This is a genomic window from Salinisphaera sp. RV14 (genome assembly GCF_052044135.1).
Classification (GTDB): domain Bacteria; phylum Pseudomonadota; class Gammaproteobacteria; order Nevskiales; family Salinisphaeraceae; genus Salinisphaera.
Genome location: NZ_JBQDYF010000011.1, coordinates 87,930 through 113,733, shown reverse-complemented (window position 1 = coordinate 113,733; position 25,804 = coordinate 87,930). Strand labels below are relative to the sequence as shown.

General features: G+C 62.8%; 19 protein-coding genes. 9 read left to right on the top strand and 10 right to left on the bottom strand.

The window, feature by feature from the left end; genetic code table 11:
- Positions 1-60: 60 nt before the first annotated feature.
- From ACS8Y6_RS12370 to ACS8Y6_RS12360, 3 genes are all read right to left on the bottom strand, one after another.
- Positions 61-2,844 carry an aminotransferase class I/II-fold pyridoxal phosphate-dependent enzyme gene (locus ACS8Y6_RS12370; RefSeq protein ID WP_440848483.1) on the bottom strand — a complete coding sequence of 928 codons (2,784 nt, stop codon included), beginning with the start codon at positions 2,842-2,844 and terminating at the stop codon, positions 61-63.
- Between the two features lie 192 nt (positions 2,845-3,036).
- Positions 3,037-6,666 (bottom strand): bifunctional proline dehydrogenase/L-glutamate gamma-semialdehyde dehydrogenase PutA, encoded by a 3,630-nt coding sequence (gene putA / locus ACS8Y6_RS12365; protein WP_440855680.1) that lies wholly within the window; start codon positions 6,664-6,666, stop codon positions 3,037-3,039.
- A gap of 987 nt (positions 6,667-7,653) precedes the next feature.
- Positions 7,654-8,487, bottom strand: a complete 834-nt coding sequence (locus tag ACS8Y6_RS12360) for an oxidoreductase (RefSeq protein WP_440848485.1) — start codon at positions 8,485-8,487, stop codon at positions 7,654-7,656.
- Between the two features lie 180 nt (positions 8,488-8,667).
- Between ACS8Y6_RS12360 and ACS8Y6_RS12355 the strand changes: the two genes are divergently transcribed.
- Positions 8,668-9,615, top strand: coding sequence for an AraC family transcriptional regulator (locus tag ACS8Y6_RS12355; RefSeq protein ID WP_440855679.1), 948 nt, complete (start codon positions 8,668-8,670; stop codon positions 9,613-9,615).
- A 176-nt stretch (positions 9,616-9,791) separates the two neighbouring features.
- Here the strand turns inward: ACS8Y6_RS12355 and ACS8Y6_RS12350 are convergent, their stop codons facing one another.
- The 3 genes from ACS8Y6_RS12350 to ACS8Y6_RS12340 all read right to left on the bottom strand — a co-directional run bounded on the left by ACS8Y6_RS12350 (position 9,792) and on the right by ACS8Y6_RS12340 (position 12,512).
- Positions 9,792-10,682, bottom strand: a complete 891-nt coding sequence (locus tag ACS8Y6_RS12350) for a cation diffusion facilitator family transporter (protein WP_440848487.1) — start codon at positions 10,680-10,682, stop codon at positions 9,792-9,794.
- A gap of 184 nt (positions 10,683-10,866) precedes the next feature.
- Positions 10,867-11,223, bottom strand: coding sequence for a hypothetical protein (locus ACS8Y6_RS12345; RefSeq protein ID WP_440855678.1), 357 nt, complete (start codon positions 11,221-11,223; stop codon positions 10,867-10,869).
- A 47-nt stretch (positions 11,224-11,270) separates the two neighbouring features.
- Positions 11,271-12,512: an NAD(P)/FAD-dependent oxidoreductase gene (locus tag ACS8Y6_RS12340; RefSeq protein ID WP_440848489.1), complete on the bottom strand. Its 1,242-nt coding sequence runs from the start codon at positions 12,510-12,512 to the stop codon at positions 11,271-11,273.
- A 269-nt stretch (positions 12,513-12,781) separates the two neighbouring features.
- On the opposite strand from ACS8Y6_RS12340, the gene pnuC reads away from it, so the two are divergent.
- From pnuC to ACS8Y6_RS12315, 5 genes are all read left to right on the top strand, one after another.
- Positions 12,782-13,390, top strand: a complete 609-nt coding sequence (gene pnuC / locus ACS8Y6_RS12335; protein ID WP_440848490.1) for a nicotinamide riboside transporter PnuC — start codon at positions 12,782-12,784, stop codon at positions 13,388-13,390.
- Complete coding sequence (locus ACS8Y6_RS12330) at positions 13,387-13,935, top strand: AAA family ATPase (RefSeq protein ID WP_440848491.1); 549 nt, start codon at positions 13,387-13,389, stop codon at positions 13,933-13,935. The genes pnuC and ACS8Y6_RS12330 overlap by 4 nt, the downstream gene beginning before the upstream one ends.
- A 114-nt stretch (positions 13,936-14,049) precedes the next feature.
- Entirely contained in the window at positions 14,050-14,433 is a 384-nt protein-coding gene (locus ACS8Y6_RS12325; protein ID WP_440855677.1) for a DUF4168 domain-containing protein, read from the top strand.
- 208 nt (positions 14,434-14,641) lie between these two features.
- Complete coding sequence (locus ACS8Y6_RS12320; RefSeq protein WP_440855676.1) at positions 14,642-15,937, top strand: sugar-transfer associated ATP-grasp domain-containing protein; 1,296 nt, start codon at positions 14,642-14,644, stop codon at positions 15,935-15,937.
- Between the two features lie 52 nt (positions 15,938-15,989).
- Positions 15,990-16,901 carry a Kdo hydroxylase family protein gene (locus ACS8Y6_RS12315; RefSeq protein ID WP_440848494.1) on the top strand — a complete coding sequence of 304 codons (912 nt, stop codon included), beginning with the start codon at positions 15,990-15,992 and terminating at the stop codon, positions 16,899-16,901.
- A gap of 15 nt (positions 16,902-16,916) precedes the next feature.
- On the opposite strand, the gene ACS8Y6_RS12310 is transcribed toward ACS8Y6_RS12315, so the two are convergent.
- Entirely contained in the window at positions 16,917-17,780 is an 864-nt protein-coding gene (locus ACS8Y6_RS12310) for a ThuA domain-containing protein (protein ID WP_440855675.1), read from the bottom strand.
- 124 nt (positions 17,781-17,904) lie between these two features.
- Between ACS8Y6_RS12310 and ACS8Y6_RS12305 the strand changes: the two genes are divergently transcribed.
- Entirely contained in the window at positions 17,905-18,942 is a 1,038-nt protein-coding gene (locus ACS8Y6_RS12305) for a glycosyltransferase family 2 protein (protein WP_440848496.1), read from the top strand.
- Positions 18,943-19,127: 185 nt separating this feature from the next.
- On the opposite strand, the gene ACS8Y6_RS12300 is transcribed toward ACS8Y6_RS12305, so the two are convergent.
- A complete protein-coding gene (locus tag ACS8Y6_RS12300; protein WP_440855674.1) occupies positions 19,128-20,312 on the bottom strand; it encodes an iron-containing alcohol dehydrogenase in 1,185 nt (394 codons plus the stop codon).
- A gap of 148 nt (positions 20,313-20,460) precedes the next feature.
- Between ACS8Y6_RS12300 and ACS8Y6_RS12295 the strand changes: the two genes are divergently transcribed.
- Entirely contained in the window at positions 20,461-20,763 is a 303-nt protein-coding gene (locus ACS8Y6_RS12295) for a putative quinol monooxygenase (RefSeq protein WP_440848498.1), read from the top strand.
- 894 nt (positions 20,764-21,657) lie between these two features.
- Positions 21,658-22,242 carry an acetate uptake transporter gene (locus tag ACS8Y6_RS12290; protein ID WP_440848499.1) on the top strand — a complete coding sequence of 195 codons (585 nt, stop codon included), beginning with the start codon at positions 21,658-21,660 and terminating at the stop codon, positions 22,240-22,242.
- An 84-nt stretch (positions 22,243-22,326) separates the two neighbouring features.
- On the opposite strand, the gene ACS8Y6_RS12285 is transcribed toward ACS8Y6_RS12290, so the two are convergent.
- Positions 22,327-23,697: a multicopper oxidase family protein gene (locus tag ACS8Y6_RS12285; RefSeq protein WP_440855673.1), complete on the bottom strand. Its 1,371-nt coding sequence runs from the start codon at positions 23,695-23,697 to the stop codon at positions 22,327-22,329.
- Positions 23,698-24,064: 367 nt separating this feature from the next.
- Positions 24,065-25,768 carry a phospholipase C gene (locus tag ACS8Y6_RS12280; RefSeq protein WP_440855672.1) on the bottom strand — a complete coding sequence of 568 codons (1,704 nt, stop codon included), beginning with the start codon at positions 25,766-25,768 and terminating at the stop codon, positions 24,065-24,067.
- Positions 25,769-25,804: the final 36 nt, after the last annotated feature.

The window sequence follows — 25,804 nt, the reverse complement described above, 5'->3', positions numbered from 1 at the left end:
CGCCTGTCGCAGCGCAGACCGATGCCGGTGCGCCTCGAAACCGGATCGTCTGTGGTCTTCTCATGCCGGATGCTCCGCGGCGCGCGCGAGCGCCTGCTCGTTGAAGATCAGCAGGCCCAGTTCGGGCCGGTAGCCGTGCACTTCCTTGACATCCAGCGCGGTGAGGAAATCGATGATTTCCTGGCTGATCACCTGGCCTGGCACGAGTACCGGAAAACCCGGCGGATAGGGGATGACGAAACTGGCCGAAACGACTTCGCGGCCGTCCTGCAACTCGCGCTGCAGGGCACCGTTGTCGAAGCGCAGATAATCGGTATTGTTGTCGTCGTAGCTCAGGAAATACGCACGCCGGATATCCCCCTCGGGCGTCGTGCTGTCGGGCCAGGGCCGGAACGCGTCGTGAAAACGACTGAAATCGGGCAAAGGCGGCAGTTCGCGGGTCAATGAGTGGATCCGGTGCTCGATCACCTTGCGTTCGCTGCGGCCACTGTCTTCCCAGCGGCGCTCGAAATCCTTGGCCAGCCGGATGAGGACATCGATCAGGTAGGCGATCGAGCTGCGCGAAGTCCCGATGTTGGTCATGAACAGCACGGTATTGCGCGAGGTCTTGTTGATCTGGATGCCGAACTGGTTCATCAGGTAGTCGGTCCGGAACTGGTCGCCGTCGACCCCGGTATTGCCGATCGCGATGGTCACCCGGGTCGGGTCGACCACGAACTCGTCCTGTGCCCAGGCCTCCTCCATCTGATGCCAGCCCCGATGGCGGTCGTAGAAGGTGTGCACGCCCGACTGGCGATATTCGGGCGGGATCATGTCGCCGTTCTTGAGGACCTCGAAATACTTCTTGAGCAGGGGATGGCTGTACAGTTGCTCGCGTAGCGACAGTGCCGTTTCGATCTGCGAATTGACCAGTTCGAAGCCTTCCATCTCGGCCTGCATGCGTCCCACGTCAAGCGACGCCAGAATCTGGTAGTTCGGCGAGGTCGACGTATGCGTCATGTAGGCTTCGTGGAAGGTGGACTCCACCTTCTGGCGAAAGTCCTGATCGTAGATATGGATCATCGAACCCTGACGCAGTGAGGTCAGCGTCTTGTGGGTGGAGTGGGTTGCATAGACCCGAATGCGCACCTGATCCGGATCCGGTCGCAGACGCTGCTCGAGCCAGGTTGCGTCATCGTCCGGGTCGAGCGCGTCGAAGCGTGCTTTCCAGGCGGCATATTCCCGGCGATAGGCGGTGCTGCGATAACGATCGCGCAGGGTGCCGGCGGCGTTCATCGCCGTGCGGGGGCGATAGGTCGGGTTGAATGTGGCAAAGGCAAACCACGCTTCGTCCCAGAGGAACATGAGGTCGGGCTTGATAGCCAGACACTCTTCCATCACCCGCCGCGTGTCGTAAACGATGCCATCGAAGGTGCAGTTGGTCAGCAACAGCATCTTGACCTGGTCGAGCCGGCCCGCGCGCTTGTATTCCAGCAGCGTCTTCTTGATCGTCTTCAGCGGGACGGCACCGTACATCGAGTAATCGTCGAGCGGATAGGAATCCAGATAGCTCGCGTAGGCGCCGGTCAGTACCAGGCCATAGTGATGCGACTTGTGGCAGTCGCGGTCCACCAGTACGACATCGCCGGGCTTGACCAGCGCCTGCACCACGATCTTGTTTGCCGTGGAGGTGCCGTTGGTGACGAAGAAGCTCTCGCGCGAGCCGAACGCGCGGGCGGCGTATTCCTGCGCGCGCTTGATCGGCCCGTAGGGTTGCAGCAGTGAGTCGAGCCCGCCCGAGGTCGCCGATGTTTCCGCCAGAAAGATGTTGATGCCGTAGAAGTCGATCATCTGGCCGGCCCAGTGGGACCGGGTGATCGACTTGCCCCGCGAGATGGGCATGGCATGAAAAACGCCGGTGGGCTTGCGGCTGTATTCCCGCAGGGCGTCGAAGAATGGCGTGCGATAGCGGTTGTCGATTGCCCGCAGGATGGTGTGGTGCTGCTCGATGTAGTCGGTTTCGCGATAGAAGATACGGGTGAAGTAATCGATATCGCGGCTGGCGGTGGACTCCACTTCGCCATTGGTCACCAGGAACTGATCGATTTCCGGACGCAGCTGGTGGATCATGGCGCCCAGCTGGATGCTCCGCTCGGAAGCCGGCTGGTTTTCCAGATCCATTTCCGACAGGCCTTCCAGCGTCCGCCGAATGGCGCTGAGGTTGTATTTCGACTTGTAGGGAAACTCGTAGCGGATCAGGCACGCTTGGATATTGGGGTTGATCAATACGGCGATCAGCGCATCCTCGAAGCTGCGTACCGTGACCACGTCATAGACAAACCGATCTTCTTCACGGCGCATGCGGTAGAAGGCGTCGCGCACCACCTCGTCCTCATCGGCCGACAGATTGTCGACAAGCAGCACTTCGAAGTAGGGCTGGGCCGAGGAGTTGAACCCGGGGTGGCCGCGCCGGAAGCGGGCCAGGGCGTCGTGGTTCTCGATATCCTCGGCGTCGGTATCGCTCAGGTCGATCGGCCGGCGCCGATACGACTCGCTGACCAGTGCGCGCACAAGACGGTTGACCACCTTGTCGAGCTGGGCGTATTGCCGCTGGTTGAACAGCGACCACAGATGGCGAAAGTCTTCGCTGGAAGGAAAGGCGTGATAATCCTCGATAATCTCGAGCCGCGTCAGCTTGATGCCGATCGCCTTGACCAGCCTGCGGGTCTGACGCGGCTTGTCCGAGCGCAAGACATCGGCCAGATCATGTGTCAACGCGTTCCAGGTATCGGAACGCAGATGCGAAATCTTGTGATAGAAGCCCAGCGCGGTGTGCGGCGCTTCGGTTCGAGTCGTTGTTGTCATGACGCTACCGTATTTGATTCGCAGTGGTTCCGGCAGACCGGACGGGCGCGCACCCTTGAGTTCCGGGAATTGACCCGGGCGACGGCAACCAGCCGAACGCCCACGGCAGACGTGAAAACCGGGCGATCGATCCCGAACCGCGCGCGCCGGACGGCGTGGCCGGTATCCGTCTCGGCTGACACCCCCCGATCCTTATTCGGACGCGGCAATCAGGCTGGCATTACCGCCGGCGGCCGTCGTGTCCACACATAAATGACGCTCGATGACGAACCGCTGGTCCAGGGTATGTTCCGTGATCAACGGCAGCAATGCACCATCGCGCCTGGCGAGCGCAACGCGGTATTCGCGCAGCACCGGGCTCTGGGCGCAGCTCACGACCGCCTGAAAACCGCGCGCATCGACCAGCGCCTCGGGCGCCAGCTGTCCGGCCATGCCGACGATCGGCAGACCGGCTTTCGCCGCCCTGGCAACCTGTTCGTCCAAGCCCGGAGCGATCACGGCTACCTTGTTGCCCTGTGACAATGCCGTGGCCGCCTGTTCGAGTGCGGTGTCCCGATCCGGACCGAGACACAACACAACGCCGCGGGCGTGATGCGACAGACGATTGAGTTCACCGGTCGGACCGGGCATCTGTTCATCCTGGGCATCCAGCGGCGCCGGCACATCGCCAAAGATCGGCGTCAATGCCTCGATACGCGCCTCCGGCTTTGGCGCCGTAAGCGAATCGAGCTTGTCGATCAGGCCTTGCAGTTCCTTCGCCTCGATCTTTTTACCGCCGGCATCGGCCGCCACCTCGGTCGTCTCGCCCTGCATGAAGCGGCGGACGTATTGTGGCCCACCCGCTTTCGGCCCGGTGCCCGACAGGCCTTCGCCGCCGAACGGCTGGGAGCCGACGATCGCCCCGATCTGATTGCGGTTGACGTAGACGTTGCCGACCTTGATGCGGCTTGAAATACGCTCGACACGGCGGTCCACGCGCGTATGGATGCCGAACGTCAGGCCATAGCCCTTCGCATTGACCGCATCCACGACCTTATCGATATCCTTGGCGGCAAACGTGGCCACATGCAGTACCGGCCCGAACACTTCCTCTTCGAGTTCCTCGATGCCGCTGACCTTGATTACGGCCGGCGACACAAACGTCCCGTTTCCGGGGGCCGGTACTTTCTTGAGCAACTTGCCCTTGGCCTCGAAGTTGGCGCAGTGATCGGCGATTTTCTTGCGCGCAGCATCGTCGATCACCGGGCCGACATCGGTCGACAACAGCCAGGGATCGCCGATACCCAGCTCATCCATCGCGCCGTAGAGCATTTCCAGCAGGTTATCCGCAATGTCTTTCTGCACATACAGCATACGAAGCGCGGAACAACGCTGCCCCGCGCTCTGGAAGGAGGAGGCCAGCACATCGCGGACGACCTGTTCGGGGAGGGCGGTCGAATCGACAATCATGGCGTTCAGCCCGCCGGTTTCCGCCACCAGCGGGGCGTCCGGCGCCAGGTTTTCGGCCATCACCTTGTTGATTCGCTGCGCCGTTGCCGTGGACCCCGTAAAGCAGACCCCGGAGACGCGGGCGTCGGATGTCAGCGCCCCGCCCACGGTGGCACCGCTGCCCGGCAACAGTTGAATCACGTCTTCGGGAATGCCGGCCTCGTGCATCAACGCCACCGCGCGCGCGGCCAGTAGCGAGGTCTGTTCGGCCGGCTTGGCCAGAACCGCATTACCGGCCACCAGATTGGCCATGATCTGGCCGGTGAAGATGGCCAGCGGGAAATTCCATGGGGAAATACACACCATGACGCCGCGCGCGTGACCGCTGTCCTGGTAGCGCACACCTTCATTGGCATAGTACAGGGCGAAATCCACGGCCTCGCGGATCTCGGCAATGCCGTCCAGCAGGGATTTGCCGGCCTCCCGGGTCGCCAGCGCGAAAAGCTCGTGGGCGTTGGCCTCGTACAGGTCCGCGACTTTGCGCAGGCACTGCGCCCGCTCCTCGGCGGGGCGTGCAGACCAGGCTTTGAAACCTTTCTGGGCCGCGGCAATCGCGGTATTTACGTCGGCCTCGGAGGCCTGCGTGACATGGCCCACCGTGTCCTCCGGATTCGCCGGGTTGCGCACGGTCTCGACCTCGGTTCCCGATACCTCACCCGCAATGATCGGGCCGCCGCGCCAGCGGTGGTCGCGATAGGCATCGCGCCCGGCATCGATCTCTTTAACCGTGACCGGGTCGGTGATATCCCAACCCCTGGAATTGCGGCGCTGGGCCCCGAACAGCTTGAACGGGTGAACAATCGCCTTGCTGGAAATGTTGTTTCCCATCGCCTTGACGGCATCGACCGGATCCTTGGCGATCTCTTCCGGCGTAATACTTTTATCGACAATCTGGTTGACGAATGAGCTGTTGGCCCCGTTTTCCAGCAGGCGACGCACCAGGTATGCCAGCAAGTGCTTGTGCGGGCCGACCGGCGCATAAATCCGACACGGTACGCCACTGATTTTCAGCACCTCGTCGTGCAGGGATTCGCCCATGCCGTGCAGGCGCTGGAACTCGTAGTTATCCACACCCTTGCGCTTGGCCAACTCGAGAATCGACGACACCGAATGGGCATTGTGGGTGGCGAACTGGGGGTAGATGCGGTCGGTCATGTTCAGCAGCTTGGTCGCGCACGACAGGAACGACACATCACTGCAGGCCTTGCGCGTGAATACCGGAAAACCGTTCAGCCCCATGATCTGAGCGCGCTTGATTTCCGCATCCCAGTAGGCCCCCTTGACCAGGCGCACCATGAAGCGCCGATCGTTTTTTTGCGCCAGGGCATAAAGCCAGTCGAGGACGAAGGCGGAGCGCTTGCCGTAGGCCTGAACCACGACGCCGAAACCGTCCCAACCGTCGAGTTCGGGATCCGACACGATGGCTTCGATCACATCGAGAGACAGGTCGAGCCGGTCTTGTTCCTCGGCGTCGATGTTGAATCCCATATTGACCGCCGCCGCTTTTTTCACCAGCTCGCGGGCGCGGGGCAGAAGCTCGTTCATCACCCGTTGTTTGTTACCGTATTCGTAGCGGGCGAGCAGGGCGGACAGCTTGACCGAAATGCCCGGATTCTTGCGCACATCGCCTTTACAGGCTTTGGCAATGCTGTCGATCGCGTTGGAATAGGACTCGAAATAGTGTTTGGCGTCGTCGTCGGTGCGCGCCGCTTCGCCCAGCATGTCGTAGGAGTAGGTATAGCCCCTGGCCATGTACTCCTTCGCTTCGCGCTGTGCCTCATGGATGTCCCGGCCCAGGACGAACTGGCGCCCCATCTCTTTCATCGCCTGGCCTGCGACGGTGCGGATCACCGGCTCGCCGAAGCGCTTGACCAGCCTGCGAAGCGTATCGCCTACGCTGTTGTGTTCGGCGTCCTTGAGCAGGTTGCTGGTCATCAGCAACGCAACGGTCGCGGTATTGATCAGCGAAGACGACGCCTTGCCACGGTGCGTGCTCCAGGCGCCGGAGCTGATCTTGTCCTCGATCAGATCATTGATTGTGGTGCTGTCCGGCACCCGCAACAGCGCCTCGGCGAGACACATCAAAGCAACGCCTTCCTTGGTGGTCAGGCCATACTCCGCCAGGAACTTCTCCATGATGGTGGGCTGCGCATTCTTGCGCACACCGCGCACCAGATCCGCCGCACGGGCCGAAATGGCCTCACGCTCGGCCGGCGTCAACTGAGCCGCCGCAATCATTTCGTGAATCACCGTGTGTTCGTCCGCGAGGTAATAGTCGCGTATCGCCTGCCGGCTATCGACGAGCTCGGGTGTCTCTGACTGTTGCGCTCTCATGGTTTTACCCTCGTGGTTAGGCGTCGCGCCAGCGTACCGGCGGGATCGACAAAGGCTATTACCCGTGACGAACCCGGCAAGCGTGCCTTTTTATCTTTAGCACGACCCAAGCATTCATGAATACGCCAATAGCCTCATGAGGCCACGAGGGGCCATCGACGAATCGGATCGCAGCAAGCTTATTTTACGCTCAGGGATAACATCGCGTACCGCCACCGTGGTGGTTAGCGGTAACGCCTGAGCTTGGCAGCCTCGCTCGGGTTCGACACGAAGTTCCATCGGCAATGGTTAAAGCAAGGCCCGTGCCGCGTATCGACGGCTGACGGTAACAGAGCGCCACGTGGGTTATTCGTAATACCTGCGAATACGCACGGGCAAAACAGGAAGGGGCGGGGGTTGGGTCGCACACTCGCGCCAGGTCCCGAATCTCCTGGCGACGCCGCCACCGAGCCGAATGCGCATGCGACGGGCGCCGTTGCCGCGCCGATTATCGCGTAAGTCTTCAGTCGGCAAGCGATGTCGCCGGCTCGGTCGCCCGCGGCGAGCGGCCAATCGGCGGCGCAGGCGTGGGCAGAACTCATTTAACGCCGCTGCGATCGCGCGATCGATCCGAACAGGGGGCCGATGCGCCGAGCGTAACCGGCGCGTCAACCCGGGGATCAGGGCCTCACGTCATGCCCAGAGCCGGTGCGCCTCTGACCGATGACCGGCCATATCGCGTCGATGATGCATCACGGAGCAAGGTCTTGTTCCGCCTATCAGCGCGGTAGTCCCGCGCGGCGCTGACGAAGCCAAGCGACCGTCGGGCATAAAGCGGCAGCGCGTTGGCGCGAACGCATCGAGTCGTGCGATGACAGAATTCGATCGGCGCAACCATTGTGGTCGCGCCTTGGGCTGCCGCGTTTGGCCGTCGCGAGCAGCGATGCCCCTCCGATGCCGCACTATAGGGTGCCGCCGCATACGGCGGCACCCGAGCCGCGCCAACGCTCAGCCGTCCGTCGAGATCGTCACCGCCTCCCACGCATCGATCGCCTGCGCCGTGTCGGCGAGGCGGTCACGCACGAGTTTCAGGGCATCGCTGCCGAGCAGCAGATGCGCCGGCGGGGCGTCGGTATCGATGACGCGGAGCATGGCCTGCGCGGCTTTGGCTGGGTCGCCGAGCTGGTGGCCGCTCTTGTCTTTACGCGCCTGTCGGACCGGGTCGAATAGGGTGTCGTAATCGACGATGCTTCGCGGCGAGCGGCGCATCGACCGGCCGGCCCAGTCGGTTCGGAACGAGCCGGGCGCGACGGCGGTAACATGGATGTTGAACGGCGCCAGCTCCTGGCTCAGCGTGTCGGAAATGCCTTCAAGCGCGAACTTGCTGCCGCAGTAGTAGGCGATGCCCGGCATGGTGATATAGCCGCCCATCGAGGTGATATTGAGGATGTGGCCGCGGCGCCGGGCGCGAAACGACGGCAGCACGGCCTGGATCATCTCCACCGCGGCAAAGACATTCACCTCGAACTGTCGGCGCATCTCGTCGGTCGGGGATTCCTCGAGAATGCCTTCATGGCCGTAGCCGGCGTTGTTGACCAGCACGTCGATCGGCCCGAGCTCGCGGCTCACTTCTTCAACGACGGCGTGTATCGCCGGGGTGTCGGTCAGATCGAGTCGGCGTGCGTGGGCGCGGCCCGATTCGTGGGCCTCGAATGCTTGGGCGTCGTCCTGGCGCCGCACGGTACCGATGACGCGGTGCCCGGCTGCCAGGGCTTCGTCGGCCAGCGCGCGACCGAAGCCGCTGCTGACGCCGGTGATCAGGATAGTCTTGGTATGACTCATGATGGTGCGCTCCAATGGTGTGGGCTGATGCGGAATACAGACGCCACATGCTAGAGCGCGCGCTCGGTGGTTCGAACGCGGGATCGTATGGTTTGCTTGCCCAATCCTATGGCGGGGCCGTTTTTTGGGTCAGAGATCGTTCAGACTGTCGGCATACCGTCTTTTGACCGAGCGCGTTTGATGAACGATGGACACGCCGCAAACCGTGATCGGCAGCAACGGATCATCGAGCTGCTCGATCGTATGTCGCCGCTGGAAGGCTACAACCTGACCGCGCTGCCGGATGTTCGATTCCTGCGCTCGAATCGCGCTCTGCGCCAGGTCCCCGTTCTCTATGACCCGGGCATCGTCATCGTCTGCCAAGGCCGAAAACGCGGGTACTGGGGCGACCGGACATACGTCTACGACGCACAGCACTACCTTGCCGTGTCGATTCCCGTGCCGTTCACGATGGAAACCGACGCCAGCGCCGAGGCGCCGTTGCTGGCGATCTATCTACATCTGGATATCTCGCTGGCCGCCGAACTGCTGCTGGAAATCGAGGCTCAGGGAATACGGGCGCCAAGGCCGCGCGGGATGTTTGCATCGCCCATGGAGCCGGCGATGTTCGATACGCTGGCGCGTTTTCTCGAAATCATGGCCTCGCCGGAGGACGCGCGAGTGCTCGGGCGGTCGATGGTTCGCGAGATCTATTTTCGAGTGCTTCAAGGCGAGCAGGGCGGAACGATGCGCGCCGCGCTCGGGGCGGATTCGCCGTTCGGCCGCATCCGCCGCGCCATCCAGCGTATTCATACCGGCTACGCAGCCCGGATCACCGTGGACCAGCTGGCCCGCGAGGCGCACATGAGCGTTCCCACGTTTCATGCGCAGTTCAGATCGGCGACTGAAACCTCGCCCATGCAGTACGTGAAGACAGTCCGGCTACACCAGGCGCGGCTGTTGATGTTCCGCGACGATATGACGGCGGCCACCGCGGCGGCCGCCGTCGGATACGAGAGCCCGTCTCAATTCAGCCGGGAATTCAAGCGTTTGTTCAATCGCACCCCGAAGGCTGAACTGGTCTGGATGCGCGCATCGTTCGAACTGCCGCCGAGGGAATCGCCATCGATCTACGTGGCATCGCATTAGGCGACCGTGCGCCGTGCCTCGCTTCCAAGAGTTCAGTTGGCGCAATCAAATGCCTCTGCCACGATCATACGATGTGCATAATGTATATTATGTTAAATTATGGATTCACCTCATTGTGTGCAACCCGGTTTGCCAATCCAAACTGCCACATCGGTCGTTGCCGCAAAAGCGCCAATCTATTGAGACAGATAAACGTTCGAGACCTTGGCCTTGTCTTCGGGTTCGACGTGGATGGTGACCGTACTGTCGGCTACTTCGTCCGCGATCGCCGCCTCGAGCCGGTCGCAGATCACGTGCGCGTCTTCGACCGACATGTCGCCCGGTACCACCAGATGAAAATCGATGAAGGTCCGCCGACCGGCATGGCGCGTGCGCAGGTCGTGCGCTTGATAGGCGCCCTGCGAGTGATGGAAAATCGCGGTGCGGATCCGTTCCAGTTCGGTCTCGGATACGGCCTCGTCCATCAAGCCGCCGACGGACTCGCGTACCAGTTGCCATCCGGACCATAGGATATTGATCGCAACCAGTATGGCGATCGCCGGGTCGAGCCAGAGCCAGCCGGTCAGCCCGACGAGTACCACGCCCGCGAACACGCCGATCGATGTCACCACATCGGCATAGAGGTGGCGACCATCAGCCGCAAGCGCCGGCGATTTCAAGCGGCGCCCATTGCGCATCAGAACGGCCGCCCACACCGCGTTCAGCACCGTTGCCACCGCGTTGAGCAACAATCCGTGCAAAGGCGCGTTCAAGGCATGAAGATTGAAGAAGGTCTGCCCTGCCTCGCGGAAGATCGCCAGTGCGGCGATCACGATCAACACGCCTTCGAGTACGGCCGAGAAATATTCGGCCTTGTGGTGGCCGTAGGGATGGTTTTCGTCCGCGGGCATGGCGCTGACGCGCAGGGCCACGACGGCCGCTCCGGCAGCGACGATATTGATGATGCTCTCGAGCGCATCCGAATACAGCGCCGCGCTGCCCGTAACGGCGTACGCCAGATATTTAAAAGCAAAGACAGCAATACCGACGATGACGCTGCCGAGGGCATAGCGGACGGTTGTGATCACGAGGCCGGTTTCGCGCTGGGAACGGCTGCGGATGATAGGGCCGAATGCCGGCGAATTGCAATTTGGACCTGTGGGGTCTTTTTCTATACCGCTGCCATTAAACTTTCATCTTTCTAAGTTCTCGCCATGTGGTACGGACGTACGGTGATCAGGCGACGCCACGCGATCTTATCCGGCCACGCATTCAATGCGGTTTATCGTCGCGGTTGGCGGCCGCATCGGGGCTGCTGGCCGGCCCGATTTTCTGCTGACTCAACTGTTCGCGCAGGCTGCCCAATTCCCTGAGCGTGGCAATGACATTCGCAAGACGCGCTTCGGGCCATTTGCGGACGTACGATGGCACGCTGCCATCGCCATTGCTCATATGCGAGTCGACGGCCAACGCATCGGTGAGATGAGCCTCGAAACGCTCGATGTCCGGCAGCACGGCGGCAAGCTCGCGGCGCGGCAGCGCGACGCCGCCGATGTCGATGTGCGAAGACGGCAGTGGATGGTCGTCGGTCGTCATATAGGGGCGGGCATCCATTGCTGTGATGATCAACGGCTGTATTCGGCGCGATCCGCGTTACGGCAGTCGCAGCGCGGCGATCAAAAGCGATCGCTGCGGAATGGCGTCATGTCGACCCGTGGCGATTCACCATCCATGAGTTCACCCAGCAGGCGGCCGGTGGTCGGCCCGAGCGTGAAGCCCTGATGGCCGTGACCGAAGGCGAACCACAGGTTCTTGTGGCGGTGCGCGGGGCCGATAATCGGCTTCATGTCCGCCATGCAGGGCCGCGCCCCCTTCCACGGCTCGGCTTCCTTGCGCGCACCGAGCTCGAACATTTCACGCGCGGCGGCTTCGGCTGCGGCAAGCTGGCCGAAGCGTGGCGGCGCGTCTAGGGTGTTGAGTTCGGCGCCGGTCGTCAGCCTCAGGCCGGCACGTTTCGGTGTGAGCAGATAGCCCTTCTCGAAATCCATCACACCGTAGTTGAGCGTGGTGCCCGCGGCCGCCTCATAGTGCATGTGGTAGCCACGCATCACAAACATCGGCACGCGATAACCCAGACGTGCCAGCCAGTCCGGCGACCACGGTCCGGTCGCCAGCACTAACGCATCGCCGTTGAGCTCGCCACGATCGGTACGCAACCGCCAACCGTCACCGTTGGTTTCCAGATCGCGGGCCTCGGCTTTCTCGATGCGACCGCCACGGCCGACAAAATCGTCGGCATAGGCTTTGACCAGCGCGCCCGGATCAATGACGGACCAGGCATTGGTCCAGTGAATGGCGCCGATCGCATGCGCGCTCAGGCTGGGCTCCATGGCGTGCAGCTGTTTTGCGTCGATCCGTTCGAAAGTCACGCCGAATCGGTCGCGAAAGTCGGCCGCCTGGGCCAGTTCGTCGTCGAACACGGAACGCGAGCGAAAGACCTGCAGCCACCCGTCACGCCGAATCAGGTTCTCGGCCCCCGCCGCCGTGAACATGCGCTCGTGTTCGGCCGTGCAGTGCACGATCAACGACGCATATTCCGGCACGATCCGGGCGAATGTCTTCGGCGCCGAGTAGCGCCAGTACTGCCATAGCGGATTCGCCTCGGCGAACATTGCGCCGGTACGGTAGCGAATATCGATGCTCCGATTGGGCAGTACACGCCAGATGTCCGACAGATCGCGCGGGAATGGATGGGGCTTGACCGCTTCGCGCTGAATCAACCCGGCGTTGCCATAGGATGTCTCGCGCCCGGGCTCGCGCCTATCGACGAGCGTTACCTGGCGACCCCGGGCCCGCAGATGCCACGCAATGCTGACGCCGACCATGCCGGCTCCGAGGATCAGGGTATGTCGCGACATGGCGGTGGCTGGGACGAGCGATGCAACAATGCTAAACCGCGTGCGGCGCCGGTCAAGCGCGGCGGTTGTATCGCCTGGCGACGAAGGCTAGCATGGGCCTGTCCAAGGGGAGCCGAAACGGCTGAGAGGTCCGCATCAGGCGGACGACCCTGGAGTCCTGCAACGTGTCGTGGCACACGATCACTGATGCAGGCTCTTGTACCTGATCCGGTTAATACCGGCGTAGGAATGGCCATGCGAAACCCACATCCCACCCTGGGCGCCGTCTCGTGAGCGCCTTCCTCGATGTAATCTGGCACGGTTTTGTCGATGCCTCGTGGATCGAACAGGCGGCGACCCTGCTCGGACTGCTCGCCGTCTGGCTGGCCACGCGTCAGAGTCTCGCGAATTTCCCGATCGGTCTCGTTCAGGTGGTGCTCACCGCGATCGTGTTCGCCGGCCAGCGTCTGTATGCCGATATGTCGCTTCAGGCGGTGTATTTCATCGCCCTGGCCTATGGCTGGTGGTGCTGGACCCATCCCGGCGTGGCACGCGAACGCCTGGCCGTTTCGCGTCTGAGCTGGCCGCAACTTGCCGCTCTGGTCGCTCTGGGCCTGGCCGCGACCGGCAGCTGGGGGGCACTGCTGGCCCGCGTCGGCGACCCGATGCCCTGGCGCGACGCGTTCATCGCCGCGTTCGGCGTGCTGTCGCAGTGGCTTGAGGCACGCAAGAAAATCGAGGCCTGGGTCGGCTGGGTCGCGGTTAACGTGGCCGGTCTGGGGGTGTACATCGCGATCGGGCTTTACTGGTTCGTGATCCTCTACGGTCTGTATCTGGTGCTGTCGTTCGTGGGCTTGCGCGCCTGGTGGGCAAGTTATCGTCACGAGACACCGGCATGACCGCCCGGGTGGCCGTCTTCGGTACGGAATCGACCGGCAAGACCACCCTCGCCCGTCGGTTGGCCGAGCTATTCGATGTACCCTGGGCACCCGAATACGTTCGATGGTTCTGGCGCGAGCGCGCCGGCGCAATCCGCGGCACCGACCTGGATACGATCGCCCGCGGCCAGCTCGACAACGAAGACGCCGCGGCGGCGCGCGCGGACGCCCTCGTCATCTGCGACACCGAGCTGATCACCAATACACTCTGGGCCGATCTGCTGTTTCCCGGCGCCTGTCCGCCCTGGGTACGTCGCGAGGCCAATCGGCGTGCGCGTGGGTACGCACTCTATCTACTCTGCGACACCGATATTGAATTTGTCGACGATGGCCAGCGCTGTTTTCCCGGCGCCGTGGCGCGCGCGCGTTGCCGGCAGCTATGGCGCAACGCGCTCATCGCGCGCAATCTTCCGTTCGTCGACATCCAGGGCCCGCTCGATGAACGTATTGCCCGGGCTGTCGCCGCCATCGAACAGACGGTCGGCCTATCCCCGGCCGGGCGTTAGGCCCACGGCCCGGGCCTTGCGAGCCGCCCGGCAATGCCTTATACGAGGGGCGGCGCAACCATCCATGCCACCATTGAATGCCTCGTTCGATGACCCCCCGTCAAAGGAGCCATCATGCAAACCATCACGATCCGTGCGATTCTCGTGCTCACGCTGGCCGCTGCCGGCGTGTTCTCGATGTCGGCCATCGCCGCGGGCGGCGTCGAGGCGAGCGCTGGCGATAGCGCGAAGACACAGCCCGCCGATCGGTTCAGCGACAAGCAGCTCAAACAGTTCGTCAAGGCTCAGTCCAATGTCCAGGCCGTACTCAAGAAGTGGGATGGCAAGATCGCTTCGGCCAAGGACAGGAAAGCGGCCCGCAAGCAAGAAAACAGGGCCATGGTCAAGGCGGTAAAGGATAGTGGGCTGACTCCCAAGCAGTACAACGCGATTGCCGAGCAGGCCCAGAAGGATCCCAAACTGACCCAGCGGATTCAGTCGTTCATGACACCGCAGTGACAGGCCGTCGCGGCCCCGGATTGAATCCATCGAATACGCCCTTCGGGGCCGGCAGCGGCTGGCCGCACGCGGCGTGGCGAACGATTTGTAAACGCGGCGTATCGCAAAATCGGCGGCTGCCGATTTGGCGGCGCACGGGTTCGCGTGTCGAACGACACGGCTTCCACGCTGCGCTGGATTCCGACTGCGAGATATAAAGGGCCAGGCGATGCGATCGACCGATTATCAGAGCCGTTGGCTGCGTTTGGCCAAGGCCATGAAGCCGAATACGCTGGTCAAGGCGTTGAGCGGCGCCCCGTTGATTTGGTCGATGCTGGCCGATGACGGCACGCCCGCCACCACGATTCATCGTATGTTTTCCCAACAATGCTGGCGCGAAGACGGCATCGCGGGCGGCGCGGTGCTCGTGGCCGGCGCCGTATTCATGCTGCCGACACTTATGGTGGCCGCTACCGTCTACACCTCGCGTTGCGGCGCCCGCGTTCGCATCGATACCGGCAAGAGCCGACCGCGGCAGTGGGCTGAGCAAGTCTCGCTGGGCGTGCGCCTGGCGGTACCGCCGCCCTGGTATTACATCTTCGAACTTTATCGGCCGACCCATTATCAGCGTGCCGCCGAGTATCTGTATCGAAGCGAAACAAAAAGCGGTATCTACGACATGCTGCGGCGCCAGCGCGGTTGCCACGAGAGCACCGAGGGCTTGCGCGACAAGGCATTGTTCGGTATTCGCTGTCGCGAGCATGGCCTGCCGGTCGTCGATACCCTGGCCACAGCGCGCGACGGCGTGATCGAGGGTATCGATACGCTGCCCGACGCCGATCTGTTCTTCAAACCCATCAGCGGTGCGGGCGGCCGCGGGGCATCGCGCTGGATCTTCATCGGTGACAATCGTTACCGGGCCAGCGATGGTCAGGTCGTCACCAAGGAGGTGCTTCAGGCCCACCTTTGTGAATTGTCCCGGGACGAGCGCTATCTCGTGCGCCGCTACGTAACCGCGGAACCCACACTCAGCGACCTGACCCCCGGCGCCCTGTCGACGGTGCGCGTGGTGACGTGTCTCGACGCAACCGGCACACCCGAGGCGACGCATGCCGTTTTCCGCATGGCCAGCAGTCGCGATGTGGTCGTGGATAATTTCCATGCGGGCGGGGTCGCCGCCAGCGTCGATCTCGCCACCGGCACGTTGGGCATGGCCACGGATCTGGGACTGAGCGCGGACAGCCGGTGGTGGTCCACGCACCCGACCACCGGCGCGCCCATCCTCGGTCGACGGCTACCGCACTGGGAAGCGGTGCGCGACCTGGCCACACGCGCGCACTGCGCATTCGGCGACCAGGTGGCCATTGGCTGGGATATTGCAATACTGGAGAATGGACCGTGCCTGATCGAGGGCAACAAGTCGCCCGACCTCGACATCGTCCAGCGCACCAGTCGAACACCGGCCGGGAATTCCCGGCTCGGCGATCTGCTCGCGCAACATCTGACGAATGCGTTCGCGACTTGATCCGCCTCGACCTGCTGCTCATCACACCGCGCCCCGACAGGATACTGCCCCAATGACGACCTATACCGGCGAGATTGCGAACATACTGGAACTAGCCGACATCACCACGCTGGAGCGGGAGGATATCCGCGCCGAGGCGATCGACACCCTCGAGAATGGCGGCATCATCTACCTTCCCCAGCCGGCGTTCACGCTCAGTGACGCGGAATTTCGCTTCGTGTCGGACGCCAGCGTCACGCTGCCGACCAAGGCGGACAAGCGCAGCCAGAACGGGCGGCCCACGATCATCTACAACCCCGAAACCGGGCGATTGGAACGCTCGCGCATCCGTTCGCGCCAGCGGCCCCAGCTGACCGCCCTGCTCGATCGTTACGCCCGGTGGTCCACGGACCTGATCCATCGCCTGTTTCCGGCATATCAGGCAGGCATCGTGCGCGATCGCACCACGTATCGTCCTTGCGAACGCGCGGCGACGCAGGGCCTGCATGTGGATGCGAGCTACGGCCGGCCGACCGGCGGCCAGAGCATGCTGCGGGTGTTCTGCAACATCAACCCGGAAGCGCGTGTTCGTACCTGGCGGGTGGGTGAAACCTTCGAGCCCTTTGCCCGGCGCTACGTGACCAGCGCACGGCCGAAACAGGACGGCGCACTGGAAAAGCTACTGGCGCGCTTCGGCATCACGAAAGGCCATCGCACACCGTACGATCTGTTGATGGAGGATATTCGGTCGCAGGTCAAGCGCGATGCGGAATACCAGGCGCAAGCGCCACAGAAAGTCGTGGATTTTCCGGCGGGCACCGCCTGGATTGCGTTGACCGACCTCGTACTGCACGGCGCTGTATCCGGCCAGCATTCGCTGGATCAAACGTTCTTCGTGCCCGATGAGATCATGGCCGACCCCGACCGGTCATCGCTGCATATTCTTGAGCGACTCACCGGCCGGTCGTTGCGCTCCTCTGTCTGAGCCCGACTGCGCCGCCTACCACTTGCGCCGCCCGCTGAGGGTGCGGCGCACGCGCCGCCCGAAGGACTTGAGCGCGCGCGGGATCGGCGAGGTTCGAGGGGTTTGATGGGCCAAGACATCGGCTGAGCTCATGGCGCTCCATTCATGCGAGCGTGGCACGGTCGCGCCGGCACTCCAGAGCAGACCGCCCGCAATCAGCCGCCGTACTGAATCCTCCTGCCAGATACGATGGTTGTCGCCACCCGTGAACACGAATGCGCGGCCCCGTGCGGACGGCGCAAAGGCCCAGCTGACCACGGCCGCCGGTCCGCCGGACGCGTCGCCGGCATGCCGCTTGTCCGACCAGAGCAACGGCGTGACCGCATCCTCGGTGTCAGTGGCGAACCGGATGTCGTTGAGCCACCCGTCACGCATCGTCCAGGGCCGCAGGTCTTGTGTGATCGGATGTCGCGGAAAATCCCGGTGGCGACTTTTCCAGTGCCCCCGCCCCGATTCGCCGGCCACGTAAACGCCGCCGAACAACTGCTGCCCCAGGCTCACGTGTTCCCGCGGAAAACCGGCAGCCTGATGAAGCAGCACCAGGCCGCAGCCGCGCGATGCAAGCGCCAAAAGGCGCGCGCGCCGGGTCTCATCGGCGAGAAAACCCTGCTTGCCCCCGCCGTTGTCGTAGAAGGCGACGGCGTTGGCGTCGGTCAATTCCCGTTCATCATCCGGCCAGCCCTGCTCGGCGACGACGCACGACACACCGGGCACTCGATGCAACAGCGTGGCGAGCAGATGGCAGCCCCCGGTGTAGTCATGATGGCCCGCCACGCCCGCCGAGCGCACCGCGCCCGCAACCAGTACAATGCGCGTTTCACCGTTGCCATGATCCGTCAAGTTTCTGTCCTCGTGTGGGCGGCACTGTGTCGATGCCGCATGGGTCGCGGGGCGCGTATAGTCGCCCATTGTCGGCGCCCCGCGTGACAGGGGCGTTTTTTTGACCACCAACCCAGAAGAGCCGATGACCGCAATATCCGTCATCATCCCGGTGTATAACCGGGCCCGCTATATCGTCGACGCGATTCAAAGCGTTCTCGACCAGCGCGATGCGCCCGCATTCGAAATCCTGGTCGTCGACGATGGCTCAACGGACGACAGCGTGGCGCGCGTGGCAGCGATTGACGATCCCCGGATCCGAATCATCACGGCACAGGAGAACCAGGGTATCGCGGTCGCGCGTAACCGTGGCATCGCCGAGGCATCGGGGCATTACATTGCGTTTCTCGACAGCGATGATCTGGCCAGGCCGGAACGCCTGGCACGTCAGGCACGATTCCTGGACGACCATCCGCAGCACGCGGCGGTGGGCGCCTGGATCGGCTGGATCGATGCCGATGGGCGCCGGCTGAAGCGGGTCAAGCGGAAGCCGACAGGATCGCGCCAGATCGCCGCCGAGCGGCTTTTCCGATCGGGCATCGAGAATTCCGCCGCGATGGCACGCACCGAGATTCTGCGCGCTTACCCGCATCGCGAAACGCTCACTGTGGGGGAAGATTTTGATCTTTGGGCACGCATTGCAGCGGATCACCCGCTGGCTGGCTTGCCCCGGCTTCTGGTCGATCGCCGTCGGCATCCGGGACAAACCACAGCGAAGCATGTCGCCCGGGATCGCCATTATCGTTGCCAGGTTTTTGCCACACAGCTCGAGGCATTGGGCATCGACTTCTCTCCCGCCGACCTCGATCGACATTATCGCCTGCGCCGCTTCGACAAGGGCGGCGAACGCGCCGACTCGAACTACATCGATTGGGCCGAGCGATGGCTGCAGGGGCTTAAAGATGCGAACCGGCAAAAGCGCCTGTACCCCGAGCCCGAATTTTCGGGTGTGCTCGCCGTGTTCTGGGCCGGCGCGTGCTGGCATGCCGCCAATCGCCGTGCCGGCTTATGGCGGTTGGCACGCGCGCCACTGTCTCGCCCGCTACTGGCCGGCGGCTGGCATGTGCTTTCGCACCGTTCTTCACTTTGGTCCGCGCTGGCCCGGCGGCCAAGCACCGTCTGAGCCACGCGCCCGGGACTCGTCGCGCAAGCGCGCGATGGTTGCCCGACCGAGCCCCGGCAACCGGACGTGCGGCGGGGCCCGTCTTGCGTATCCCGGCACAACAGTTCCTGGCGCGGGATGCAGTGTCGAGCTGACACGAAGCCAGTGCCGGCACCACTCCGAGGCCAGCGCCTTTTCGCGGCGCGCTATGACACGGATTGCCAGACCTGTTGGTAGAGCTCGATGATCTCGCCGACCTCCGGCACGCGCGGGTTATTGCCGGGAGAACCGGAGGCCAGCGCCTGTTCCGCCATGGTGGGGAGCGCGCTGCGCCAGCGGTCCGGATCGATTCCGAATTCGCCCGGCGTGGGCACTTCGAGTTCACGATTGAGCGCGCCCAATTCCTTGATCAGCAAGTGCACCGCCGCCGTATCCGTGTTGGATTCGCTGGCGATGCCCATGCTGCGCGCGCAGCGGGCATAGCGCGCCGGAGCGTTGTCGAGTGAAAAACGGGTCACGGCGGGCAGCAGCATGGCATTGGACATGCCGTGGGGCACATGAAAGAACGCGCCGATCGGGCGGCTCATGCCATGAACGAGTGCCACAGATGCACTGGAAAACGCGAGACCGGCCAGGCTGGCCCCCAGCATCATGGCTTCGCGGGCAGCGCGGTTGTCCGGTTGGTGGTAGACCGTGCGCAGATTGGGCGCAATCAAACGCATCGCGGCCAACGCCTGATGATCCGAGAACCCGTTCGCCTTGCGGCTGACATAGGCTTCGATGGCGTGCGTGAGCGCATCGATGCCGGTGTCGGCCGTGACCCGCGGTGGCACGGACAGACTGAGCTCGTAGTCCACGATGGCCGCGGTCGGCATGAATCCGACCCCCACACAGAGCATTTTCTCGTCCACCGTGTCGTCGGTGATGATGGTGAAGCGCGTGCATTCCGAACCGGTACCCGCGGTGGTGGGCACGGCGATCAACGGCAGGCCGGCGCGCTCAGCCTGCCTGGGAAACTGATAGTCGCGTATTTCGCCGCCGAAGTGCGCCAGCACGCCGATCGCCTTGGCCGAATCGATCGGGCTGCCGCCGCCGATGGCGATGACACTGTCGAAGGTCCGGCCATCGTCCAGGCCACCTGTCATGGCCTCGACGCCGGCCATGATCGAGCGTTCGGTGGGCTCGGGCACCGTATCGGCGAACACCTGCGTCGGTATCGCGGCGGCGGCCAGCAGTTCGCGTACGCGGTCGACGTACCCCAGCTCCACCATCATGCGATCGGTGACGATCAGCGGCCGCGCCACATCGAGCGCGGCGAGCACGTCCGGCAGCCGGTCGAGTGCACCGCCGCCGACCTCCATGATCCGCGGCATGAGAATGTTGTGGGACATGTCGAGCTCCTCCATTATGGCGGCCAGCGGGCGGCCGGGCCGGTGTCGTCTGTTGTAGGCGCCGCCCGCCGATGGGTCAAGACGACAAGACCCGGCCCGGCCCATTCGTTACATCCGGCGCCTCGCGCCAAACCACAAGGATACAGTCATGAGTGACCCGTTCGGTTTCGTCGTCATCGCCGAATTCACCGTCAAACCCGAACAGCGTGAGGCCTTCCTCGACCATGCCCACGAAGACGCTCGGCAATCCCTGACCAACGAGCCGGGTTGTCATCAGTTCGACGTACTCGTCCCCGAGGACGGCGGGAATGTGGTGGTATTGCACGAAGCCTATACCGACCGGGCGGCGTTTGATGCACACAGGCGCATGCCGCACTATCAGCCATTCAAGGACAGCACCGCCCCGCTTTTGGCCACCGACCCGGTGGTGCGTTTTTTCGTTAAGGGTTGAGTGCGCCGGGCCTGTCCCGCCAAGTCATTGCGCTGCTGTGGGGCGCGCTGTGTTCGATAGCGACATCGTGCGCCACGCGCTCTACCGGCCCTGTAGTCGCGCAGCCCGCAGCGATACGGCCAGGCCACACCAACGCTCGCTACGACATCGCGCGATACCGCCAAGCGTTGCCGAAGCCACTGGCCCGCAAAACAACCCCGCGGAACAACAAATAATCCCGATGCGCCGGGCCGCCCCATTACCGGGCACGACAAGGACCCGACGTCCGCAAGGCCCCGTTCAGCTGCCTGGCGCTATCATCAACCGAGCAATAAGAGCTGGAACAGTCGGGAGACTTCGCACGATACGCTCGGCATAAAAAAGGCGGCTTCCGGGACAGGAAGCCGCCAGCACGTCACAAACCGCTTACTGACGGCCGTTCAGCCGATCGACCGAACGCCGCACGCCGTCAGCACACGTTGCAGCCTGGCTACAAGCAAATACAGTGCCAGGACAATAGACGAAACCGACCTGGGTCAGTTCGTCTACGGATTATTATTAGCCAGATTCCTACCTTTCGCAATTAGCCAATCGAATCAGAAACGACGCGGGACTGCATAAGCGGACCGGCGCGCGTTGTCATGGCAGGCTTTCCCCGATATTCCCGGTCATCGGAAATTTTTCCCGCCCCAATAGCTTTGCCAATCCAACTCGCATTTCGTGCGCGCGGCATCGGGCTCGGAACCGCCCCATGCCGGGGTTTGCCGCAACACCGGACTTTTGCAAGTGCATGCCAATGCCTGCGTTGCCGGCGTGTCGTGTTGTGTGCAACCAAAGTAGTCACCTTTTCCTCGAGTTCTACTGCTAATCTTGAATCTTCCGATCGCCACAATTCCAATCAGGGAGGAGAAGATTATGTCGGATACACAGATCAAACCCTTGGCCAACCCGGGGCCGCTGGGGCTCGTCGGCTTCGGGCTGACTACCGTGTTGCTCAGCCTGATCAACGCCCATATTCTACCGAGCGGCGGCGAGCCCGTCGTCATACCGCTGGCCCTGGCCTACGGCGGCCTCATACAGCTCATCGCGGGCCTGCTCGAGTTCCGCACCGGTAACACTTTCGGGATGGTCGCGTTTCTCAGCTATGGTGCATTCTGGTGGTGGTTCGCCATCCTGCTTCTGTTTGCAGGCAACGGCTTGCTCGACCTGAGCAAGGCCGGACCCACCATCGGCGTCGCCCTCCTGCTTTGGGGCGTATTCACGTTCTATATGTGGATCGCGACATTTCGTCTGAACCGCGCGCTGTGGTTCGTGTTTCTCACCCTGTGGATCACGTTCGCCCTGCTCGGGATCGGTGATGCCTTCGGCGCCAGCACCATCGGCGCCCTGGGCGGTTACGTCGGCATCCTGTGCGGGGCCTCGGCGATGTACACCAGCTTCGCCGAAGTGACCAACGCGACTTACGGGCGCGTCGTGGTGCCGGTGGGCGCGCGCGACTGACCCGTGACAATAGCGCGGCCCGCCTGGATGTCGGGCCGCGCGCCAACCGCCATAACAATCACGCGTCTGTCGGCATGGCTTTTTTTAGGCACTGCCGCGCGGTCGCACCACATAGGGGCGCATCATCTCGTTCGCCGCGTGCTCCCAAATGTGGCAATGCCAGACGTAACGGCCCGGGTAACCGTCGAAGGGCACGATGATGCGGGTTACCGTTCCCGGATAGGCCTGAATGACGTCCTTCCACCCCATTTCATTGGCTTGCGGCGCCTGTGCCTTGCCGAGGTATCGCAGCTTCTTCTCGTTTTCGTACATGAACATGTCGATCGGCCGCCGATCGAGCACCTGGAACCGCACCAGATGCAGGTGAATCGGGTGCGTGTCCTCGGTGAGATTCACCAGGTTCCAGATCTCGGTGCTGCCCAGTTCCGGGTCTTCGGTCGGCTCGGCATACCAGCGTGTACCGTTGAGCAGCATGAGCATGGCATCGCCACTTGGGCGCTTGTAGTCATTGAGCGTGAGATGGCGCGTACGTACCGCCTGTGACTCCGGAATGCGCGGCACTCGGGTCAGGGTCTGCGGCATCCGCGAGCGGTCCCCGTGCTGCTTACCGCCGACACGGAACTGCATCACGTCGTGGCCGTCGTTGGTGAGCGTCAATTGCTGATGTGACCAAGCCGAGAAATCGACGATCAGGTCGGCACGCTCCGCCGGTGCCAGCAGGAGCTGTTTCATAGCCACCGGCGAGGCGAGCAGCCCCTGATCGCTGCCGATCTGATGGAATGGCCTCTGACCGGAAAGCGCCAGGCGCAGAAAGCGCTGGTTCGAGCCGTTGACCAGACGCAGGCGATACTTGCGCGGCTCGACATCCAGATACGGATAGAGCCTGCCGTTGATCATGATCGCGTTGCCACGGAATTCCGAGATCCACGGATGGCCGGGAATGCCGGAGGTCGGGTAGTACAGCTGGCCTTCCGGGCTGAAACAGCGGTCGCAAATGATCAGCGGTATTTCCTGGTCGCCGTTGGGCAGCCCCAGCGACGCCTCGTGTTCATCGCGGATGAGAAACGCCCCCATCATCCCCGCGTAGTGGTTGAGTCGGGACACGCCCATCGCATGATCGTGATACCAGAGCGTGGTAGCCGCCTGCCCATTCGGATAGTGAGCCGTGGCCGACTGGCCGGGCGGATACCAGTCCTCCGGATAGCCATCGCTCGCCGCCGGCGTACGGCCCCCGTGAACATGCACCACGTTGCGTACGCTCTGCGCACCGGGTTTCATTCCGCAGATCGTGTAGTCGACCGGCAGAAAATGTTCAGACGGCAGATTGTTGATCCACTCGACCGATAACGGTTGGCCGGATACGGTATCGAAGGTCGGGCCCGGGTGCGTGCCGTCATAGGTCCACATGCGCGTTGGTTTCATGTCGCGGTGCACTTTCACTTCGGCTTCGTTCATGCCAACGCGATAATGGGGGATGCGCTCCCCATTCTCGTCCGGCAGCGGCCATTGCCGTGTAGGCGCGGCCTTCGGCGGAATCGGCAGCGGGTCGACGAACGGCGTCAATGTACGCGGGTCCATCGACAATGCCTGGCGTGTCTTTGCGTCCGCCCTCGCGCCCAGCGCCGGCAACCCCAGACCCGCAGTGGTCGCTCCCGCCGCTCCCAAGAGTAGAAAATATCGTCGCGATAAGCTCATCGTCCGCCCCGGCGCGCGCAATCACGCGTATTGCATTAAACGAAAAACGCCCAGCGGCAAGCCGCCGGGCGTCGCATCAAACCGCGGACAGTGACCGATGCCCGCTTGCACAGATCTGCGTATGCACTCAGCCCTTCGGCGTGCCTGTCTGCGGATCGAGCAGCAGAAGGCTCCCATTCGGCGCGCTGGCCGCATTGAAGTCGAACATGTTGTTCAGCGGACCCGCGAGTTGGTCGAATGAACCCTGCCCCAGACGCTTGCCGCCGAGCCAGTTGTCTTCGATGAAGCGCATGACCGACGTCTGATCGGTGACCGTGTGGTCGACGAAGTTGTGCTTTGCCCACGGCGAGATCACCAGCAATGGCAGACGCGGGCCATAGCCGCAGCGGCCCTGGGCCGGATTGCCGTCGATACCGGCCAGCGGCTGGCTGCGCTTGTGCGAGCCGGTGCCGCCGGCGTCACAGGTACCGCTTCCGTTGAGAACGTCCTGCACGCTTGCTGACGGATTGACGTTGGGACTGTAACGGTGGTCATACCAACCGTCCGAGTCGTCGTAGGCGATGACCACGGCAGTGTTCTTCCATTGCTTCTGCTGTTGCAGGAAATTGATTACCTTGACGATGAAATCCTGTTCGTCGAGCGGATCGGAATAGCCGGCGTGGCCGTCCTGATAGGCCGGCGCCTTCAGGAAGCTGACCGCCGGAAAGTTGCCGGCCTTGACTGCGTCGAAGAAGTCATGGGTGTCGTATTGATGATTCGCCGGATCCTTCGTCTTGGTCTTGTTTCCCTTGCTGTCGATCACGTACGTATGACCAATGGAGGCGACGTTGCTCGGACGCTTGTGCTCCAGGTTGGCCGTCGAGGTGTAGTACTGGAACGGCTCGTGGTGCGGGATATAATCGGCAGACGTCACCGGGCCATTCGTGTGGGTGCCCGTGGTCGACACACGCGTGTTGTGGCTGCGACCGCAGCCCGTCGTCCCGTCGGCATTGGTCACCGACAGGTCGAACCCGCCCTCGAACCAGCCCCAGGTAATGCCGGCACTGTTGAGCATGTTGCCTATATTCTTGCCGCCCATGCGCACCTGGGTATTACCGGAGCACACATCACCCATCGGGTCCGGGTCGCCGGTGAGCGTCTTGCCGCCGTTGCCGTCGGCCACATAGCCGTAGGTGTTGCCGGCCGGCGACATGTTGACGATGCCGTTGGTCTGGCCGGAAATCAGGTTGAGTGCGCCCGGCGTCGACGGGCCGAATGTGGTGCCGTAGGAATTGTCGCTCATGGCGTACTGCTGGGCGTAGTTCCACAACGCGGTCACGGTGTTGCCGTCGTAGTAGCCCATCACGAGACCGGTATTCTGGGTCGCGGTCGCCTGTTGCACATCCGGCGGCGGGCCACCGCGGCCGACCGACTTCGGAAACAGGTCCATGGCGCCATTGTCGAACGCCATTTGTTCCGGCTTGTAGCCATGATCCTGATCGGCGGTCAACGCCTGACTGCGATCGAGACGGAAGGGATTTGTCGCACCGCTACCGTTGGCCGGATTCAGATTGGGGTTGTTGTTCAACAACTCCTGCGTGTAGTTATCGATGCCGGTCGGCGTGTCGGCTGTGGCCGTAAACTTCGGCGCGTTGCTCGGGTTGGTCGCGTTCGGATAAGTGCCAAAGTAGTGATCGAATGAGATATTTTCCTGGAAAATGACCACGAGATGCTGAATCGGCGTCTTCGCGGCATCCGAAGTGACGTTCTTTTTACTGTGATCGTTGCATCCCCCGGTGAATACGATAAGTGTTGTCGCGGCAACAAGGGCCGGCCATCGGCTATGAAACATGAGACTTCCCCAGTTTGTTGTCTTGTCGGCAAGTAA

Excerpts from the sequence above, each read along its gene's own strand:
- ACS8Y6_RS12370 (WP_440848483.1), bottom strand. The coding sequence starts at position 2,844 with ATGACAACAACGACTCGAACCGAAGCGCCGCACACCGCGCTGGGCTTC.
- putA (WP_440855680.1), bottom strand. The coding sequence starts at position 6,666 with ATGAGAGCGCAACAGTCAGAGACACCCGAGCTCGTCGATAGCCGGCAG.
- ACS8Y6_RS12360 (WP_440848485.1), bottom strand. The coding sequence starts at position 8,487 with ATGAGTCATACCAAGACTATCCTGATCACCGGCGTCAGCAGCGGCTTC.
- ACS8Y6_RS12355 (WP_440855679.1), top strand. The coding sequence starts at position 8,668 with ATGAACGATGGACACGCCGCAAACCGTGATCGGCAGCAACGGATCATC.
- ACS8Y6_RS12340 (WP_440848489.1), bottom strand. The coding sequence starts at position 12,512 with ATGTCGCGACATACCCTGATCCTCGGAGCCGGCATGGTCGGCGTCAGC.
- ACS8Y6_RS12330 (WP_440848491.1), top strand. The coding sequence starts at position 13,387 with ATGACCGCCCGGGTGGCCGTCTTCGGTACGGAATCGACCGGCAAGACC.
- ACS8Y6_RS12325 (WP_440855677.1), top strand. The coding sequence starts at position 14,050 with ATGCAAACCATCACGATCCGTGCGATTCTCGTGCTCACGCTGGCCGCT.
- ACS8Y6_RS12320 (WP_440855676.1), top strand. The coding sequence starts at position 14,642 with ATGCGATCGACCGATTATCAGAGCCGTTGGCTGCGTTTGGCCAAGGCC.
- ACS8Y6_RS12315 (WP_440848494.1), top strand. The coding sequence starts at position 15,990 with ATGACGACCTATACCGGCGAGATTGCGAACATACTGGAACTAGCCGAC.
- ACS8Y6_RS12305 (WP_440848496.1), top strand. The coding sequence starts at position 17,905 with ATGACCGCAATATCCGTCATCATCCCGGTGTATAACCGGGCCCGCTAT.
- ACS8Y6_RS12300 (WP_440855674.1), bottom strand. The coding sequence starts at position 20,312 with ATGTCCCACAACATTCTCATGCCGCGGATCATGGAGGTCGGCGGCGGT.
- ACS8Y6_RS12295 (WP_440848498.1), top strand. The coding sequence starts at position 20,461 with ATGAGTGACCCGTTCGGTTTCGTCGTCATCGCCGAATTCACCGTCAAA.
- ACS8Y6_RS12290 (WP_440848499.1), top strand. The coding sequence starts at position 21,658 with ATGTCGGATACACAGATCAAACCCTTGGCCAACCCGGGGCCGCTGGGG.
- ACS8Y6_RS12285 (WP_440855673.1), bottom strand. The coding sequence starts at position 23,697 with ATGAACGAAGCCGAAGTGAAAGTGCACCGCGACATGAAACCAACGCGC.
- ACS8Y6_RS12280 (WP_440855672.1), bottom strand. The coding sequence starts at position 25,768 with ATGTTTCATAGCCGATGGCCGGCCCTTGTTGCCGCGACAACACTTATC.